This window comes from Paraburkholderia sp. 22099 (assembly GCF_052045835.1).
Lineage (GTDB): Bacteria > Pseudomonadota > Gammaproteobacteria > Burkholderiales > Burkholderiaceae > Paraburkholderia > Paraburkholderia terricola.
Genome location: NZ_JBQEPU010000004.1, coordinates 29,777 through 45,347 on the forward strand (window position 1 = coordinate 29,777; position 15,571 = coordinate 45,347).

A 15,571-nucleotide genomic window follows, 5' to 3' on the forward strand; every position below is an offset into this window, starting at 1 on the left:
GATTGTGGGCGCGCTTGTCTATATAGTCCAAGACGCGTTTAAAATGGATTCGATAAGCAAATCTTATGGGCCGCGCATGATACTCCGCCACATCCGTTATCTGCTCACGGTCGCCGACTATCGCAACTTCACGCGCGCGGCCGACAGCCTGCATATTTCGCAGCCGGCGCTGTCGCAGCAGATTCGCCAGTTGGAAAACGATCTCGGCGGTCAGTTATTCGACCGCAGCGGCCGTGTGGTACGGCTGACGGATTTCGGCGCCATCTACGTGGAATATGCGCGCCGCGCGCTGCTGGAACTGGAGGCCGGCCAGCGCGCCTTGCATGACGTGCGGGACCTGTCGCGCGGACAACTCAGGCTCGCGTTCACGCCCACGTTTACCGAGTACCTGGTAGCGCCCGCCGTCGACCACTTTCACTCCACGTATCCCAACATCGTGATCGACATGATGGAGATGTCGCTCGAAGCGATCGAAAGCGGATTGAGTGAGGACCGGATCGACCTGGCGATCGGATTCACGGACCTGCGTTCGGACGATATCGATACGCAACCGTTGTTTCTGGAGCGGATCACCCTGGTGGTGAGCGACCGGCATCCCGTGGCCGCACAGCATGCCCCCGTCGTGCCGGCGCAACTGGCCGCGCTGCCTCTTGCGCTGTTGGGCGGCCAGTTCGTTTCGCGCTTTTATATCGACAGCTATTTCGAGTCGCAAGGGATCAAACCCAGCGTTGCGTTGCAGGCGAATTCGATCAGCGCGCTGCTGAAGATCGTGCGCGGCGGGAAGGTTGCCACGCTGCTCCCCGGTGCGCTGCGCTACGAGCATCGCGATCTGAAGTACATCCCGCTCGAACCGGAATTTCCCGCTCGAACGGTAGCCTTGCTCACGCGCAAAGCCGCCTATCGGACAGCGGCCGCCGCCGCGTTCTCCGACGCATTGAAAGCGATGCTGGAAACGGGCGCATTGTCGTCGCTGCGTGCCGAATAGAAAGCGCGCCGCCCCTCACGTATAGCGCGCAAGAAACATATCGGCCGCGGACTCCGCGACATCCTTCTGTTCCCGTTGACTCAGACGCGGTTGCCCCATCGTCACCTGCGGCCAGAACGCGAACGCCTTCACGAGACCTTGCAACTGCTGCGATGCGAATTGCGGGTCCGGCGTTTTCAGTCGGCCGTCCGCGGCGGCGGCGCGGATCCATACCGTCAGGTCTTCCTCGCGCTCGCCCATGCGCGCCACCATGTCCCGCGCGCGCTCGGGTGAATGAATGCCCGCCGCGATCGCCACGCGCGCGAGCGACAGAAACGCGTCGTCGTTCAACAGGCTCAGCTTGCGCGACAGCAGCCGCAGCAACTGCGCGCGCAAGGGCTTGTCGGCGCGATAAGCGGGCGCCTCCACCGCGTCGCTCGCATTCCATAACTGTTGAAGGATCGCCGCGAATAGCGCTTCCTTGCTTTCGAAATGGTTGTAGACCGTGCGCTTCGACACGCCCGCGCGGGCCGCGATGCGGTCCATGCTGGTCGCGTCGAAGCCGGCGGCGAGAAATTCCTCGATAGCCGCGGCGATGATGGCCGCGCGCTTGCGATCGGTCAGGCGTTCAAGGGAGAGGGAGGCAGCGTCGTTCATCGCTAAATTTTACACCGGACGGTTTACTTTTCCCTGAAATAAATTACACTGGCCAGTCTACTTTTGGCGAATGGACATTCCTATGACCTCGATTACCGGCTTCCTCGACCGTGCGTTGGGCCTGAACGCGGCGCGACGCGGGCGTGAATTGTCGCGCTCGTCGCCACAACACGATGGCGAGCGCTTTCGCAACGTGAAGCCGCGTCCGGTCGAAGGCATCGGCAAGACCTTGAAGATTGCGTGGAACGTGCTGTTCCGCAAGCCGGACGGCACGGTGCCGGCAGGCACGCTGCCCGTCGACGCGCTCACGCGCGAGCAGCTCGAGGCCGCGCCCGACCGCAGCCTGTACCGTCTCGGGCACTCGACCATGTTGCTCAAGCTGCGCGGCCAGTTCTGGCTGACCGACCCGGTTTTCGCCGAACGCGCGTCGCCGTTCCGGCGCTTCGGCCCCAAGCGTTTTCATGCGCCGCCCATCGCGCTCGCGGATTTGCCGCCGCTGCGCGGCGTGATGCTGTCGCACGATCATTACGACCATCTGGATCGCGAGACCGTGCTCGCGCTCGCCGCCACAACCGGCGTGTTCCTGACGCCGTTGGGCGTCGGCGACCGGCTGATCGAGTGGGGTATCGATGCCGCGAAAGTCCGTCAGTTCGACTGGTGGCAAGGCGTCGACATCGACGGCCTCGCCTTCACGGCCACTCCCGCGCAGCACTTTTCCGGGCGCAGCCTGTTCGACGGCAACAGCACGTTGTGGGCTTCATGGGTCATCGTCGACGACGATCTGCGCGTGTTCTTCAGCGGCGACACCGGTTACTTCGACGGTTTCCGGACCATCGGCGAACGGCTCGGCCCGTTCGACGTCACGCTGCTGGAAACAGGGGCCTACGACGCGCAATGGCCCTATGTGCACATGCAGCCGGACCACACGATCCAGGCGCACGTCGACCTGCGCGGCCGCTGGCTCGTGCCGGTTCACAACGGCACCTTCGATCTCGCGATGCACCGCTGGCAGGAGCCGTTCGAGCGCGTGATGGGGCTCGCCGCCGCGCAGGGCATTCCCCTCTCGACGCCCCGCATGGGCGAGCGGCTGGACCTCGCCTCGCCGCATCGCGGAGAGCGGTGGTGGCGCAATGTCGTCGAGGTTCTGGATGCAGCCGGCACGCCCCGGCGACGGTTCTCCTGCCGCAATGCGGGCGAGGCCAGGCTCCAGGACTAGGTTCAGGGCGGGATGCGCGTGCGCATGAGCGCGCCTGCGTTGCAATCGTCCAATCAGGAAGCCGCCGCTTGGCGCGAGCGGCGGCGCCGTCGGCTCAACGTAGACGTAGAATGCGCGGCATCCGGTAAGCTGTCGCAATGGCGCCGCGCGTCGATTCAGCGGCACGCGGTTGGGAGCATCCGCATCGTCATGCCGGAATCCCGTTACCAAACCGAACGTCTCGACGTTCCGGCAAGCTGGCGGTGCGCGTTCGCAACGGTTCTCGGCTGCACACGGCCGCCGGTTTTCCCGAACGAATCGAGACCGATGGAAACACTCAATGATCAACTATCTGGATCCGGTATCCGCACTCACGAACGCCGGCTCCCTGCTGTCAGCCGATGACAGCATCGTGGCGTCCTACGACCTGGAAGTCGGCGGCGTTCCCGCCGAAGGCTACCGAAGCCTGACCTGCGATCCGGCAATCAGAAACGCCAACGCCGCGCCGTTCGAAATCGACTACGCGCGCGTCGCGAGACTTCACGTGATCAACGGAATGGGCGTCACGCTCGGCGACTCGATCATCGGCCTCACCGCGCTCGCCGCGATCAAACGCGCGCATGCGGGAATCTCGATCAGCCTTTATCGCCCGCACAAGACGCCGGATTACGTGAAGCAACTGTACGAACTGGCCCAGCCGGTGATCGGACAGACGATCGATCTGCCCGTGCCTCTTGCGTCGATCCCCGACGACGAACTACGGATCGATATCGGCAATCATCTGTTCTGGCCGAACTTCTCGCGGATGCCGATGATCGACTTCTTTCTGTGGTCGTTAGGCGTTTCGCCAGACAAGGTCGATGCCCATGCATGCTCGAATGACTGGCTCAGAGAAGTTGCGCTGCCTTCGTTGGAAAAAGACGCGCAGCCCGGCAAGTACGTGCTCTTTTGTCCTGCGGCCAGTACGCCGGTTCGAAGTATCCCCGAGCCGGTTCACGCGGAACTCGTCGAGCGGATGTGGCGGAAATTTCAATTGCCGGTGCTCGGATTCGGACGGGTCGAGCACCCTCGCTACACCGACATCACGCACCGCTCTGCGAACACCGCCGCGTTTCTCGCATGGGTGAAGGGCGCGCGATTTCTTCTGACATCGGACACGGCCGCGGTGCATATCGCGGCGGGCTTCGACGTTCCCACCGTTGCGTTCTTCACGACGATCCCGGCGAAGATGCGGGTTCGCGACTATCCCCACTGCGTTCCAGTGGATCTGCCGCTTCCTGAACTCGCGGGCATCCAGGCAAGCGGACGGGAGGCCGACCTCCAAAGCGTGAAGCAGGCATATCGTGCGTTGCTCGATACGCACTGGGAAATATGAACGACAACGGACCACGGCGAGCGCTGGTACGCCGTGGTCCTCGAGCGGCTTACTGCTTCAGCAATTGACCGTAGGCGACCAACGAGTTGTCGGTTGCCTTGATCAGATACATGATTGTCCGCTGGTACAACGTCGTGCTGCCGGAAACCGGCAGGAACGTGATCGCCGCATTACCCGTATAGGTCACGCCCGAAGCCAGCGTGCAGGTGCTCGTCGTGCCGGTCGTCGTCATCGTGTAAAGGTTCTTGTTCGAGCCTGGCGTGGTCAACACCAACGTGCCCGAGACACCGCAGCCGAGCAGGTTGCCGGTGAAGCCGCCCGCGTCGTCGATGGTCAAGCTCGTCGTGTTTTGCGCCCACGTGCCCGTCACACTCGACTGCGTGACCGCGAGCGCGTTCGCCGGGTCGTAGTTCAAGGACAGATTCACGGTGTTGCCGTTCGCGACGTAGCTGCCGGTCAGGGTCTGATTCGCGCTGAACGTGCCGCTTCCCGACGTGGCCGTAAAGCGCAGGCCGCCGAAGGTCTCGAAGCCGCTCGTCAAGGTCCAGTTCGGTGCAGCGGTCGTTGCCGTGCCGAAGAACGTCGACGTGACGACGTTGAACAGGCCGCTCGTGTACGAGAGGTTGTTCGCCGGGTCCACGAAGGCCGTCGTGCGGGACGACGACGATTGCGTCCAGATGCCTTCGAAGCCATTGCCCGTGGCGGCAGTCGAACCGGACTGCGGAGCCGTCAGGCTCGGCAGTGTCTCGCCCGAGACGACGGGCGTCGACACGGGCGCCGAGGCCGGCGCCGGTGCGCTGGCGCTCGAGGCCGGCGCAGCGGCGGACGACGAACTGTCGCCCCCGCCCCCGCCGCACGCGGCGAGTGCGAATGAACCCAACAAGGAAATTACTAAAGGTAGTCTTTCTTTCATTTTCATTATGGTATTTAGCGTGCGGATTGTTAATCCGGCAAAATGATTGTTCAACTCTCGATATGCCCGCGCAAAATCGCGCAGCCGTTTAAACGGCAGGAAAATAGAAATCTTTAGCGTGGGCTGAGGAAATATTCTCTCAGCGGTGCTGGTCGGATCTTCGCGGTCCGATGGACGTGTGCCGGCATTGAATGCGAACTGCATAAAACGTTTGCACGCGTTTTTAATAACAGCCCGGTATAAGGGGTGAAACTACTAATCGGGCGACATGATGTTTCGGAAATGCGTGGCCGGCGGGGCCACCGAGAACTGATAACCGTTGCCCGGACGAACATCAAAAATCTTGTAGAACCTGCAACACAGATGTAGTTTACGTCACATGACTACACTCACCACCTGGTCCCTGCTGGTTCTCACGCTCCCTACCGAAAACGCCACGGCCCGCATGCGTTTCTGGCGCGCGCTAAAAGCGAAGGGATGTGCCGTGCTACGCGACGGCATCTATCTGCTGCCTTATACCGAAGAGCGCGAGCAGATGCTGCGCGAGCTGGCGAGCGCCATCGCGGACAGCGGCGGCAACGCGTATCTGCTGCGCGCGCCGAGCCTCGATGCCGTGCAGGAAGCGGAATTCCGGGCGCTTTTCGACCGCGCTGAAGACCACGCGGCGTTCATGCGTTCCCTGAAAGACGCACGCAAGACGATCTCGGGCCAATCCGCAGCCGATCTCACCCGGTTGCGGCGACGCTTGCGCAAGGACTACGAGACCATCGTCGCGACCGACTACTTCCCGGGCGACACCGCAACGCGTGCGCAAGCCGCGTGGCAAGACTTCATCGGGCTGGTCGACACCGTGCTTTCGCCGGGTGAGCCTCGTTCGGCCGAGCAACCCATTCGAAGCCTGTCGGCCAGCGACTATCAAGGACGCACCTGGGCCACGCGGCAGCATCCGTGGGTCGATCGTGTCGCGAGCGCCTGGCTGATCCGGCGCTTCATCGATCGCGACGCACGTTTCATCTGGCTCACATCACCCAGTGCCTGCCCCGCTGACGCACTCGGTTTCGACTTCGACGGCGCCGCGTTCACGCACATCGGCGAACGCGTGACGTTCGAGGTGCTGGTCGCGAGCTTCGGGCTGGAGAAGGAGCCCGCGCTGCGGCGGATCGCAGAGATGGTTCACGCGCTCGACGTGGGCGGCGCCGCCGTTCCCGAGGCCGCCGGTTTCGAAGCCGTGATGGCCGGCGCAAGCGAACGCGCGGCGCACGACGATCAGTTGCTCGATGAAATGAGTCGCGTGCTGGATTCGCTCTACACGCACTTCACATCGGCCGCGAAAAGCCGGGACGCCGGAGGACGATCATGACTACCACGACGGTGACGGCGCCGGGCTACACGCTCGGCCAGTTGGTGCTGTACATGCTGCGCCTTGGCGCGTTCGGGTTCGGCGGACCCGTGGCGCTGGTCGGTTACATGCACCGTGACCTGGTCGAGGAAAAGAACTGGATCAGCGAGTCGGATTACCGCGAGGGACTGGCGCTCGCGCAGATGATGCCGGGGCCGCTGGCTGCGCAACTCGGCATCTATATAGGCTACGTGCACTATCGGATCGTGGGCGCGACGCTGGCCGGCATCGCCTTCATCCTGCCGTCGTTCCTGATGGTGGTCGGCCTCGGCTGGGCCTACGCCCACTTCGGCGGACTCTCGTGGATGCAGGCCGCCTTCTACGGCGTGGGCGCCGCCGTGGTCGGCATCATCGCGATGAGCGCGTACAAACTCACCACCAGGACCATCGGCGGAAACAGACTCCTGTGGGCGATCTACCTGACGCTCGCGGCGGTAACCGTCATCACCGAATCCGAGATCGCGTGGCTTTTCATCGCGGGCGGCGTCGTCAACTGGTTCGTCGCGGCTCCCCCGAAATGGCTCCGCAAGGGCGGCCTGAATGTCGTTGCCGCCACGCAGTTGCCGGCCGCAAGCGGTGTTCTCAGCGGTATCGACTGGCCTCTGCTCGGCCAGATCGGGCTGTTCTTCATGAAGGCGGGCGCGTTTGTGTTCGGCTCGGGACTGGCGATCGTGCCGTTCCTTTACGGCGGCGTCGTCACCGAGCATCACTGGCTCAACGACAAGCAGTTCGTCGATGCCGTGGCCGTCGCGATGATCACGCCGGGACCCGTCGTGATCACGGTTGGATTCATCGGCTATCTGGTCGCGGGACTGCCGGGCGCCTGCGTGGCGGCGCTCGGCACGTTCCTGCCTTGCTATCTCTTCACGGTGCTGCCGGCGCCGTACTTCAAGAAGTACGGCAAGCTGCCCGCGGTCAAGGCCTTCGTGGACGGCATCACCGCCGCTGCCGTAGGCGCCATTACGGGCTCGGTGATCGTGATCGCACGGCGCTCGATCGTCGACTGGCCGACTGTTCTGCTCGCGCTCGCCACCGTCCTGCTGCTGTGGCGCTTCAAGAAACTGCAGGAGCCGGTCGTCGTCATCGCCGCCGCGCTCATCGGTCTTGCCGTGTACCCGCTGATTCATTCGCACGCCATTTGAGCGCGCGCGCGGACACCCGCGAGGACGACATTCATGGTCACGCGTACGGCGATGAGAGGACTCAGGGCACGGCTGTCCGCCTTGCTCCTTCCCGAAGGCATCGAGCGAGGCGCTTCGATTCTGCTTGCGGCTCGCGCCTTGCGCGGCATCTGCGACGGTTTTATCGCGGTGCTGCTGCCCGGCTATCTGCTGGCGCTCGGCTTTGGGCAACTGGCCGTCGGTCTCATCAGCACGACCACCTTGTTCGGGTCCGCCATCGCAACGGTGCTGGTGGGTTTCGCGGGCAATCGCTTTACGCAGCGCGGCCTGTTGCTCTTCGCGGCGGCGCTGATGATGGCGACAGGTCTTGCTTTCGCAGGCGTGTCTTCGCTATGGCCGCTACTCGTGGTCGCGTTCGTCGGCACGCTGAACCCGAGTTCCGGCGATGTCAGCCTGTTTCTTCCGCTCGAGCATGCGAGGCTCGCCGAGTCCGCAACGGGAGACGCACGAACCGCCCTGTTCGCACGTTATAGCCTCGTCGGCGCGCTCTCCGCGGCAGTGGGCGCACTCGCGGCTGGCCTGCCCGAGTCGATCGCCGCAGGGTCGGCTGCTTCTCCGCTCACGGCGATACGGGCGATGTTCGTCCTCTATGCCATCGCGGGAGCCGTGATCTGGTTCCTCTACCGACGCCTACCGGCGCGCCGGTCCAGGCCCGACACGCCGCGCGTGCCGCTGGGTCCCTCGCGGGGAATCGTCGCGCGCCTTGCCCTGCTCTTTAGTGTCGATGCGTTTGCAGGCGGACTTCTCGTCAACTCGCTACTGACCTTGTGGTTGATCCAGCGGTTCGGACTGTCGCTTGCCGCGGCCGGCCAGTTCTTTTTCTGGGCGGGGCTGCTGAGCGCGGGCTCTCAACTTGCCGCCGCACCGTTGTCACGCCGGATCGGCCTGCTCAACACCATGGTGTTCACGCATATCCCTTCGAGCCTATGCCTGATTGGCGCGGCGTTTGCGCCATCGCTCACGCTGACCCTGGCGCTTCTGCTTGCACGCAGTGCGCTATCGCAGATGGATGTGCCCACGCGCAGCGCCTACGTGATGTCGGTGGTGACGCCCGGCGAGCGTCCCGCCGCGGCCAGCTTCACGGCGGTGCCGCGAAGCCTGGCAGCCGCGCTCGCGCCCACCCTCTCAGGGGCACTGCTGGGCCTTGGGTGGCTCGGCGCCCCGCTTGTCGTGTGCGGCGCGCTGAAGATCGCGTACGACCTGTCGCTGCTCGCCGCATTCCGTCACGTCAAGCTCGACGGAGGTTCATCATGACCGATCGTAATGGCATGGGTCGCCGCTGCTTTGCCTCGTTGTTTGCCTCGTTGTTTGCCTCGTTGTTTGCCTCGTTGTTCGCGGTGGTCTCGATGGCCGCGGTCGCGGCGCTTATCGTCCATGACAGCGCGGCGGCTCATGACAAGCCGGCGGCGACGACGCTGCCGCTGACGCACGTCGCCGACATCCCGCTACCCGGCCGCGCCTCGCGCCTCGATTACGCGAGCTACGACCCGGCCCGGCACCTGCTCTTCATCGCGCACCTCGGCGACAGCGAAGTAATTGTCTTCGATACGCAGACCTCGCGTGTCGTCGGCCGTATCGGCAACATCGCCGCCGTGCACGGCGTTCTGGTGGTGCCCGAGGAGTCGCGCCTCTACGCGTCCGCAACGGGCACGAACGAGGTCGTCGCCATCGACGAGGCCACCCTGAAAATCACCGCGCGCATGCCGGGCGGCGTCTATCCGGACGGAATGGCCTATGCGCCGGAGAACCGGAAACTCTATGTGTCGGACGAGACCGGTGAAACTGAAACGGTGATCGATACCCGGTCCAATCGCCGCATCAACACGATCGCGTTGGGGGGCGAAGCCGGCAACACCCAATACGATGCCGCGTCCCGTCATATCTTCGTCAATGTTCAGACCCGACGGCAACTCGTCGAAATCGATCCGGCGAACGACGCGATCGTCGCGCGGATCGATCTGCCGGGCGCGCGAGGCAACCACGGCCTCCATATCGTTGCGCAATCGCACCTCGCCTTTATCGCGTGCGAAGGCAACGACAGATTACTGACGCTGAATCTGCTCACGAGGCAGGTTGTCCAGTCATTCGAGGTCGGCGGCGATCCCGATGTGCTGGCGTTCGATCCCGGACCGGGCACGCTTTACGTTGCTGGCGAAGCCGGGATCGTATCGATGTTCGCCGTTGGCGCTTCAGCCGTGACGAAAATCGGCGAAGGTCGCATAGGGCCGAACGCGCATGTGGTCGGCGTCGATCCATCGACGCATCGCGTGTATTTCCCCCTGAAAAACGTCGACGGGCATCCCGTACTGCGCGTGATGGCGCCCCGTTGAGGTGTTGTTTCGAAGGAAAGCGATGACAGGCGACTCGCTGATCCGCACCGGGGCATCCTGTGGTCGGCAGTTAATCGCGCTCACTTCCCCGCACCCGTCGCCGGCACACAAGTCAGCATCAACGCGCTCCCGTTGCCCGCTTCGGCACTTAGCATCGCGCGATGAAACTCGCGGTGATCGCATGACCATTCGGCGATGAAGTCCGCGGCACACGACGCATGGGGCGTGCGAGCGGGCCTGGCCTTCACCACGTAGCGGCATGTTTCGCGTTCGTTGCAGCGCCTCGCGAGATCGCGCGTGACGTTGCCCGTTGCCGCGCCGCAATTCGCGCCATAGGTTGCCGATTCGACACGTATGTGCTGCGCCTGGCCGGCCTGCGCGGCGATGCCGAGCGCGGCCGCACTGACGATTGCAATACGCCCAGGAATGTTCATGCTTGCCTCCCGCATCGGGACGTTGCGTTCGACGGCGCTGCAATGATCGGCGCGCCAGATCGCACTACCGCTACGCGCAAAAGGCAACGCCGGCGATGCCGGCCCGGCGTTCGCGGGTCGCCGCCGTGCATGCGGTAAACGTTAGCGTGGATCGCGTATTCGCGAAAGCGCGAAGTAATCCATCGCTACGGACCCCTGCGCGGAAACCCAAATTCAAATCCGGAACGGGGCATCGACACGCGACATCTAAGTTCATATCCGCGTCGCTGTTTCGTCATCGACGACACCAACCGACGCGACGTGTCGTTATCACCGGGAGAATTCGTATGAGCATCATCAAGACGGGATGGGTCGGCGCGCTGGTCTTGTCCAGTTTCGCTGCGTGGGCGCAAGGCGCCGGGCCAACGGACCCGCAAATCGCGGCGATCGTCGTTACCGCAAACCAGGTCGATATCGACGCCGGCAAGCTCGCGCAGTCGAAATCCAGCTCGAAAGACGTGAAAGCCTTCGGGCAACAGATGGTCACCGACCATGGCGGCGTCAACAAGGCGGCCGTCGACCTGGCGCACAAACTGAACGTCACACCGGAGGAGAACGCAACGAGCCGGAGCCTCAAGCAAGGCGGCGAGGACAATCTCGCGAACCTGAAGAAGCTCGACGGCGCGGCGTTCGACAAGGCGTATATCGATCACGAAGTCACCTATCATGAAAACGTACTCGATGCGCTCGACAAGACCTTGATTCCGAACGCGCGGAATGGCGAACTGAAGGCGCTGCTCGTCAAGGTGCGGCCGGCCTTCGTCGCGCATCTGGACCATGCGAAGCACTTGCAGGCTTCGCTGGGCAAGAGCGGTGGCTAAGCGCATGAGTTGGCATGCCGCGAACTTGCGTCGGCGCGGCGGTCCACGCATCGGACCGGCCTGGCTCGCGGGCGCGTTGCTGGCAAGCGTCTGCTTCGCGGCAACGGTCGATGCGAGCGCGTCGCCCAGGACTTATGTCGTCAGCATCGAAGGCATGCGCTTCGATCCGCCGAGGCTGACGGTGCATCGCGGCGACAAGGTCGTCTGGACCAACCGCGATCCGTTTCCGCACACAGTGAGCGCAAGCTCCCATGCCTTCGATTCGCGGAGCATCGCTGCAAACGCATCGTGGACCCACGTCGTGCGCCGATCGGGCAGCTACCCTTACCTATGCCGCTTTCATCCCACGATGCAAGGCACGCTGACCGTGCAATGAAACGGCTGACTTCAGGAGCCATCATGACGAATCCCGCAGCGCGGACGGCGAACCAGGCAGACGACGACCCATCGATCGCCCGTCGCATCGCGGCAGGCGACCGGTCGGCGTTCGAACTGATGATGCGCCGATACAACCGGCGCCTGTTTCGCCTCGCGCGCGCCGTGTTGCCATGCGACGCCGATGCGGAGGACGCGCTACAGGACGCGTATCTGTCCGCCTATCGGGCAATCGGACAGTTTCGCGGCGACGCCACGCTCTTCACGTGGCTTTCGCGGCTCGTGCTCAACGAATGCTTCGGTCGGGTGCGCCGGCATGCGCGGCGTCAAAACATCATCCCGCTGGTGGACACGAACCCCGATACCGATACCGATACCGAGGCCGATGCGATGGCTGAGCACGATCCTTCCTATCATGCCGCGGCACGCGCCGAGGTCCGGGTTTTGCTGGAACGTAAACTGGACCGGTTGCCCGCCGCGTTTCGCATCGTATTCATGCTGCGTTCGGTCGAGGAAATGAGCGTCGAGGAAACCGCGTCGTGCCTCGATATTTCCGAGGCGACCGTGCGCAGCCGGCATTTTCGTGCGCGGAGCATGCTGCGCGAATCGCTCGCGCGCGACCTCGATCTGGCCGAGCGCGATCTCTTCGAATTCGGCGGCGGTCATTGCGACCGACTGGTTGCCGCGGTGCTGGCGCGCCTGGAGAGCGGCGAGAACGGCTGACCTTCGAGCCGTGCCGTGCTCGTTGTCCTGCTCATTGCCCTGCTTTATCCGGCGTTGGATTGGGAGCTACATGATGGAACCCGCATTGGTATTGAAAACGGCAACGGTATTGCTCGCGCTGGGCGCGCTCGGCGGCCTCGTCATGGCCGGCATGCGTTTCGCCGGCCAGCCTCATCCGCCGGCATGGCTTGCCATGCTGCACGGCTCGGTCGCCGCCGCGGCGCTCACGCTATTGATTTATGCGGCCGCCACGGTCGGATTGCCCGCGCTCGCGCTTGGCGCACTGATCCTTTTTCTGATCGCGGGCGCGGGCGGCGCAGTGCTGAATCTCCGCTATCACTGGAAGATGCTCGCGTTGCCCAAGTGGCTGATCGTGGTTCACGCGGGCGTCGCCGTGTTGGGCTTCGCGCTATTGGTGATCGCGGCGTGGGCCGCGTCCGGCGCATAAGCGGCTCTGGATGCCTGCCGGAGCAAGTGCGCCGCTCGACCGCCGTGCGCCGGTTCAGAAAGAAAGTCAGCGCACGGGTTGACCGACAATCCACGCCCATGCCGCCCGCAGGCGTCGCGCGCGGTCTTCGAAGAGATACGACGCGGCCAGCGCGAATAGCGCTGAAGCCACCCCCGTCAACACGTGCTCGACAATGGGAATGCGATAGTGACTCGCATGCGAATAGGCGTCGCCTAACGTCGTCAGAAAGCCGACCATCAGCGCATTGCTATATCGGTGCGCGAAGAATTTCGCCGCGGGCGTGAACGTCAGAAGTATGGCGAGGAGTCCGGTGAGCAGCCCCGTCTGGAACGCGATGGTCCAATGAGCAAGGCTCATGACATTGCCCCAACTCCCCGGCATGCAGGTCATGCACGCACTGGTCGGCTGCCAGAAACGCTGAATAAACAGCCTGACGCGGCGCTTCCATTCGCTTGACATGATGTATCCCCGTCGAGCCTGCGCATCCATGCGGACATGCTGGAATACTACACCGCGATTGCCGCCGTCCAGACCCGGACCGCCCGCCAATTGTCCGGCTCCAGATGCCATGCGCGGCAGGCGCTTCACGCCGATCAGCCGTGAGTAAAAACGCGGGCTTGAATAGCGGCTCTGCATTGTTTATCGGCTTCGCAATACTTTCGCAATACCTTCGCAATACCATTAATTTCAGCTTTTTTTTCGGTTTTTGTTCTTAACCGCGGAGGTAACATCGTCGCAGCCTGAAAAAGAGGGGCAACCCATGACGATGACCTTGACTCCGCCGGCGTCCGCGAAAATAAGCAAGTCGTTGAAAATAGACGCCATTCGATTCCTTGCGGCGTTCTGGGTCCTGATGTATCACTTTCGTCCGCCCCTCTTCAAGGAGCTTTTGCCGCATCGGCTCGCTTTTTTAGGCGGCGCGTTGTGGTCGGGATCGACCGCGCTGTTTGCGGGTCCGGCAGCCGTCATCGTGTTCTTTGTCATTTCCGGCTATTGCATCCACAACGCGTATCAGAAGGATGTCGCCCTCAAGCCGATCAACTATTACGCGTCCCGATTCGTCCGCATCGGATTGCCGCTCGCGATCCTGCTATGCCTCGTTCAACCTTTGCCGACGGGGCAGAATTATCTCGAGTCCGTGTTGTGGTCGCTTTACTGCGAAATGGCGTATTACGCCGTTTATCCCATCTTGCGCCCGCACTTTCGCTACATCGGCGAAATGATCGTGGGCAGTGCAATGGCGGCCGCGGTCATGGTGACGGTGGTTCGCCAGTTCGGGCATCCCGCCTGTTACGGCTGCGTCTATGAGACGTATCGAATTCCGGGTACGGCTTTACTCTATGCATCGGGATGGATTTTCGGCTGCCTGATCGCGGAAACGCAGCGCAATGCGGAGCAATTCCAGGTTCGCGGCGCGTATTCGCCGCTCACGATGATGATCAAGAACGGGCTTGATCGGACCACGCATTACCTGGCGAACTACCTGATTGCGCTCAGAGTGGCGATTGTCGTGGCCGGCGCGGCGATCATGATCCTGCTGTCCGAATCGAATCTCAAGCCGGCGATCGTGCCGTTGATTACGCCTGATATCACGCTTCCGCTATTTCAGTTTCTCGCGGCAATCTGGATCGCGACGGAAACCGCCACGCCTTCCAAAGCCGGCATCTGGTCCGCACTCGCGGCTTTCGGGGCGTGGTCGTATAGCCTTTATCTTTGCCATAAGATGGCGCTCGCATTGCTGGAAATGAGCGGCTTCGACGGCACGTCACGATTCGCGTGGTTCGTACAGGTGCCATTGGCATTCGCCATCAGTTACGCGTTCTACCGGATGATCGAAAGGCCCTCGCATACGGTTTCGCAACGGCTGCGCAAATACACGCCGAATTCGCCGGCCGCGCCCGTGGCCTGAGCCGCCGAGCCGAGCTTCGACACCGCTACGTCTGCCCCAGCGTCCGATACAACTCGTTCGCGCGATTCAGATGCGCGCGCATCGCTTCGGCCGCTCCGTCGCCGTCGTGTCTGGCAATCGCGTCGACGATTCGCTGATGCTCCGACAGCGTCAACTCCTCCGCGCCGGGCGCGCGCACGAGCGGCCGGTAGTACTCGCCCGCCCAGCGAAACAGCGATTCGACAATCGACGGGAAAATCGGATTGCCGCTGATCAACGCGATCTCGCGGTGAAACGCCATATCGCGCTCGATGAACTCCTCCAGATTGACCATCGAGGCACGATGCCGCGCCACGCTGAGTTGCAGACGCGCCACGTCTTCCTCGGTCGCGCGCTCCGCCGCCATGCGCGCGGTGCCCGTTTCGAGAAAAACCCGCGCCTCTTTCAGATGCGCCAGCATGTCGGGATGACTGCGCAGCAGGTGCATCGCGCCGCCGGCGATCTGCGCGATCAACCGGTCGGCCGTGGGCACGACGACTCTCGCGCGCTCGCCGTGCACGATCTCGACAATGCCGGAGCGCTCCAACGTTTGCAGTGCCTCGCGAATGGCGGGCCGGCCCACGCCATAAATTTCCATCAACTCCCGCTCCGATGGAAGCTGCGCGCCGGGCGCGATTTCGCCCGAACGGATGCGTTCCATGAGCCGGTCGACAACTTCCTGATACAGCTTTCGGCGCTGAATGATCTCAGCCATGACATGTCCGCGTAAAACCAAGTGGTGTAATGACCTTACCACGGACACGCCGCC

17 protein-coding genes are annotated in these 15,571 nt (G+C 63.1%); 12 read left to right on the top strand and 5 right to left on the bottom strand.

Annotation, left to right across the window (positions count from 1 at the left end):
- The first annotated feature begins 76 nt into the window (after positions 1-76).
- Positions 77-985 (top strand): transcriptional regulator CynR, encoded by a 909-nt coding sequence (gene cynR, locus ACTJLC_RS05415; protein WP_083080939.1) that lies wholly within the window; start codon positions 77-79, stop codon positions 983-985.
- Positions 986-1,000: 15 nt separating this feature from the next.
- Here the strand turns inward: cynR and ACTJLC_RS05420 are convergent, their stop codons facing one another.
- Positions 1,001-1,621 (bottom strand): TetR/AcrR family transcriptional regulator, encoded by a 621-nt coding sequence (locus ACTJLC_RS05420; protein WP_114164401.1) that lies wholly within the window; start codon positions 1,619-1,621, stop codon positions 1,001-1,003.
- Positions 1,622-1,703: 82 nt separating this feature from the next.
- Here ACTJLC_RS05420 and ACTJLC_RS05425 point away from each other — a divergent pair, with 82 nt between their 5' ends.
- Positions 1,704-2,837 carry an MBL fold metallo-hydrolase gene (locus tag ACTJLC_RS05425; protein ID WP_083080942.1) on the top strand — a complete coding sequence of 378 codons (1,134 nt, stop codon included), beginning with the start codon at positions 1,704-1,706 and terminating at the stop codon, positions 2,835-2,837.
- Positions 2,838-3,156: 319 nt separating this feature from the next.
- Positions 3,157-4,191 carry a glycosyltransferase family 9 protein gene (locus tag ACTJLC_RS05430; RefSeq protein ID WP_154872673.1) on the top strand — a complete coding sequence of 345 codons (1,035 nt, stop codon included), beginning with the start codon at positions 3,157-3,159 and terminating at the stop codon, positions 4,189-4,191.
- A gap of 49 nt (positions 4,192-4,240) precedes the next feature.
- Here the strand turns inward: ACTJLC_RS05430 and ACTJLC_RS05435 are convergent, their stop codons facing one another.
- Positions 4,241-5,110 (bottom strand): hypothetical protein, encoded by an 870-nt coding sequence (locus tag ACTJLC_RS05435; RefSeq protein WP_083080945.1) that lies wholly within the window; start codon positions 5,108-5,110, stop codon positions 4,241-4,243.
- Between the two features lie 373 nt (positions 5,111-5,483).
- On the opposite strand from ACTJLC_RS05435, the gene ACTJLC_RS05440 reads away from it, so the two are divergent.
- The 4 genes from ACTJLC_RS05440 (at position 5,484) to ACTJLC_RS05455 (ending at position 10,014) form a co-directional block, all read left to right on the top strand.
- Positions 5,484-6,464: a chromate resistance protein ChrB domain-containing protein gene (locus tag ACTJLC_RS05440; protein ID WP_073429198.1), complete on the top strand. Its 981-nt coding sequence runs from the start codon at positions 5,484-5,486 to the stop codon at positions 6,462-6,464.
- On the top strand, positions 6,461-7,645 hold the full coding sequence (locus ACTJLC_RS05445; RefSeq protein ID WP_440843313.1) for a chromate transporter: 1,185 nt from the start codon (positions 6,461-6,463) through the stop codon (positions 7,643-7,645). Before ACTJLC_RS05440 ends, ACTJLC_RS05445 begins: the two co-directional genes overlap by 4 nt.
- A 33-nt stretch (positions 7,646-7,678) precedes the next feature.
- Complete coding sequence (locus tag ACTJLC_RS05450) at positions 7,679-8,938, top strand: MFS transporter (protein ID WP_227470422.1); 1,260 nt, start codon at positions 7,679-7,681, stop codon at positions 8,936-8,938.
- 92 nt (positions 8,939-9,030) lie between these two features.
- On the top strand, positions 9,031-10,014 hold the full coding sequence (locus ACTJLC_RS05455) for a YncE family protein (protein WP_084561413.1): 984 nt from the start codon (positions 9,031-9,033) through the stop codon (positions 10,012-10,014).
- 80 nt (positions 10,015-10,094) lie between these two features.
- On the opposite strand, the gene ACTJLC_RS05460 is transcribed toward ACTJLC_RS05455, so the two are convergent.
- Positions 10,095-10,448, bottom strand: coding sequence for a hypothetical protein (locus tag ACTJLC_RS05460; RefSeq protein ID WP_073429200.1), 354 nt, complete (start codon positions 10,446-10,448; stop codon positions 10,095-10,097).
- A 326-nt stretch (positions 10,449-10,774) separates the two neighbouring features.
- Here ACTJLC_RS05460 and ACTJLC_RS05465 point away from each other — a divergent pair, with 326 nt between their 5' ends.
- The 4 genes from ACTJLC_RS05465 to ACTJLC_RS05480 all read left to right on the top strand — a co-directional run bounded on the left by ACTJLC_RS05465 (position 10,775) and on the right by ACTJLC_RS05480 (position 12,854).
- On the top strand, positions 10,775-11,308 hold the full coding sequence (locus ACTJLC_RS05465; RefSeq protein ID WP_073429201.1) for a DUF4142 domain-containing protein: 534 nt from the start codon (positions 10,775-10,777) through the stop codon (positions 11,306-11,308).
- A gap of 4 nt (positions 11,309-11,312) precedes the next feature.
- Positions 11,313-11,684 carry a cupredoxin domain-containing protein gene (locus ACTJLC_RS05470; RefSeq protein WP_073429202.1) on the top strand — a complete coding sequence of 124 codons (372 nt, stop codon included), beginning with the start codon at positions 11,313-11,315 and terminating at the stop codon, positions 11,682-11,684.
- A 23-nt stretch (positions 11,685-11,707) separates the two neighbouring features.
- Positions 11,708-12,406 (top strand): RNA polymerase sigma factor, encoded by a 699-nt coding sequence (locus tag ACTJLC_RS05475; RefSeq protein ID WP_310128005.1) that lies wholly within the window; start codon positions 11,708-11,710, stop codon positions 12,404-12,406.
- Between the two features lie 73 nt (positions 12,407-12,479).
- Positions 12,480-12,854: a hypothetical protein gene (locus ACTJLC_RS05480; protein ID WP_073429204.1), complete on the top strand. Its 375-nt coding sequence runs from the start codon at positions 12,480-12,482 to the stop codon at positions 12,852-12,854.
- Between the two features lie 66 nt (positions 12,855-12,920).
- Here ACTJLC_RS05480 and ACTJLC_RS05485 read toward each other — a convergent pair whose 3' ends face one another.
- Positions 12,921-13,334, bottom strand: coding sequence for a hypothetical protein (locus ACTJLC_RS05485; RefSeq protein WP_073429205.1), 414 nt, complete (start codon positions 13,332-13,334; stop codon positions 12,921-12,923).
- A gap of 349 nt (positions 13,335-13,683) precedes the next feature.
- Here ACTJLC_RS05485 and ACTJLC_RS05490 point away from each other — a divergent pair, with 349 nt between their 5' ends.
- A complete protein-coding gene (locus ACTJLC_RS05490) occupies positions 13,684-14,784 on the top strand; it encodes an acyltransferase family protein (RefSeq protein WP_227470426.1) in 1,101 nt (366 codons plus the stop codon).
- Positions 14,785-14,809: 25 nt separating this feature from the next.
- Here the strand turns inward: ACTJLC_RS05490 and ACTJLC_RS05495 are convergent, their stop codons facing one another.
- Positions 14,810-15,517, bottom strand: coding sequence for a transcriptional regulator NanR (locus tag ACTJLC_RS05495; RefSeq protein WP_073429207.1), 708 nt, complete (start codon positions 15,515-15,517; stop codon positions 14,810-14,812).
- Between the last annotated feature and the right edge of the window lie 54 nt (positions 15,518-15,571).

Excerpts from the sequence above, each read along its gene's own strand:
- ACTJLC_RS05445 (WP_440843313.1), top strand. The coding sequence starts at position 6,461 with ATGACTACCACGACGGTGACGGCGCCGGGCTACACGCTCGGCCAGTTG.
- ACTJLC_RS05425 (WP_083080942.1), top strand. The coding sequence starts at position 1,704 with ATGACCTCGATTACCGGCTTCCTCGACCGTGCGTTGGGCCTGAACGCG.
- ACTJLC_RS05470 (WP_073429202.1), top strand. The coding sequence starts at position 11,313 with ATGAGTTGGCATGCCGCGAACTTGCGTCGGCGCGGCGGTCCACGCATC.
- ACTJLC_RS05420 (WP_114164401.1), bottom strand. The coding sequence starts at position 1,621 with ATGAACGACGCTGCCTCCCTCTCCCTTGAACGCCTGACCGATCGCAAG.
- cynR (WP_083080939.1), top strand. The coding sequence starts at position 77 with ATGATACTCCGCCACATCCGTTATCTGCTCACGGTCGCCGACTATCGC.
- ACTJLC_RS05435 (WP_083080945.1), bottom strand. The coding sequence starts at position 5,110 with ATGAAAATGAAAGAAAGACTACCTTTAGTAATTTCCTTGTTGGGTTCA.
- ACTJLC_RS05480 (WP_073429204.1), top strand. The coding sequence starts at position 12,480 with ATGGAACCCGCATTGGTATTGAAAACGGCAACGGTATTGCTCGCGCTG.
- ACTJLC_RS05440 (WP_073429198.1), top strand. The coding sequence starts at position 5,484 with ATGACTACACTCACCACCTGGTCCCTGCTGGTTCTCACGCTCCCTACC.
- ACTJLC_RS05460 (WP_073429200.1), bottom strand. The coding sequence starts at position 10,448 with ATGAACATTCCTGGGCGTATTGCAATCGTCAGTGCGGCCGCGCTCGGC.
- ACTJLC_RS05450 (WP_227470422.1), top strand. The coding sequence starts at position 7,679 with ATGGTCACGCGTACGGCGATGAGAGGACTCAGGGCACGGCTGTCCGCC.
- ACTJLC_RS05485 (WP_073429205.1), bottom strand. The coding sequence starts at position 13,334 with ATGTCAAGCGAATGGAAGCGCCGCGTCAGGCTGTTTATTCAGCGTTTC.
- ACTJLC_RS05465 (WP_073429201.1), top strand. The coding sequence starts at position 10,775 with ATGAGCATCATCAAGACGGGATGGGTCGGCGCGCTGGTCTTGTCCAGT.
- ACTJLC_RS05455 (WP_084561413.1), top strand. The coding sequence starts at position 9,031 with ATGGCCGCGGTCGCGGCGCTTATCGTCCATGACAGCGCGGCGGCTCAT.
- ACTJLC_RS05495 (WP_073429207.1), bottom strand. The coding sequence starts at position 15,517 with ATGGCTGAGATCATTCAGCGCCGAAAGCTGTATCAGGAAGTTGTCGAC.
- ACTJLC_RS05475 (WP_310128005.1), top strand. The coding sequence starts at position 11,708 with ATGACGAATCCCGCAGCGCGGACGGCGAACCAGGCAGACGACGACCCA.
- ACTJLC_RS05430 (WP_154872673.1), top strand. The coding sequence starts at position 3,157 with ATGATCAACTATCTGGATCCGGTATCCGCACTCACGAACGCCGGCTCC.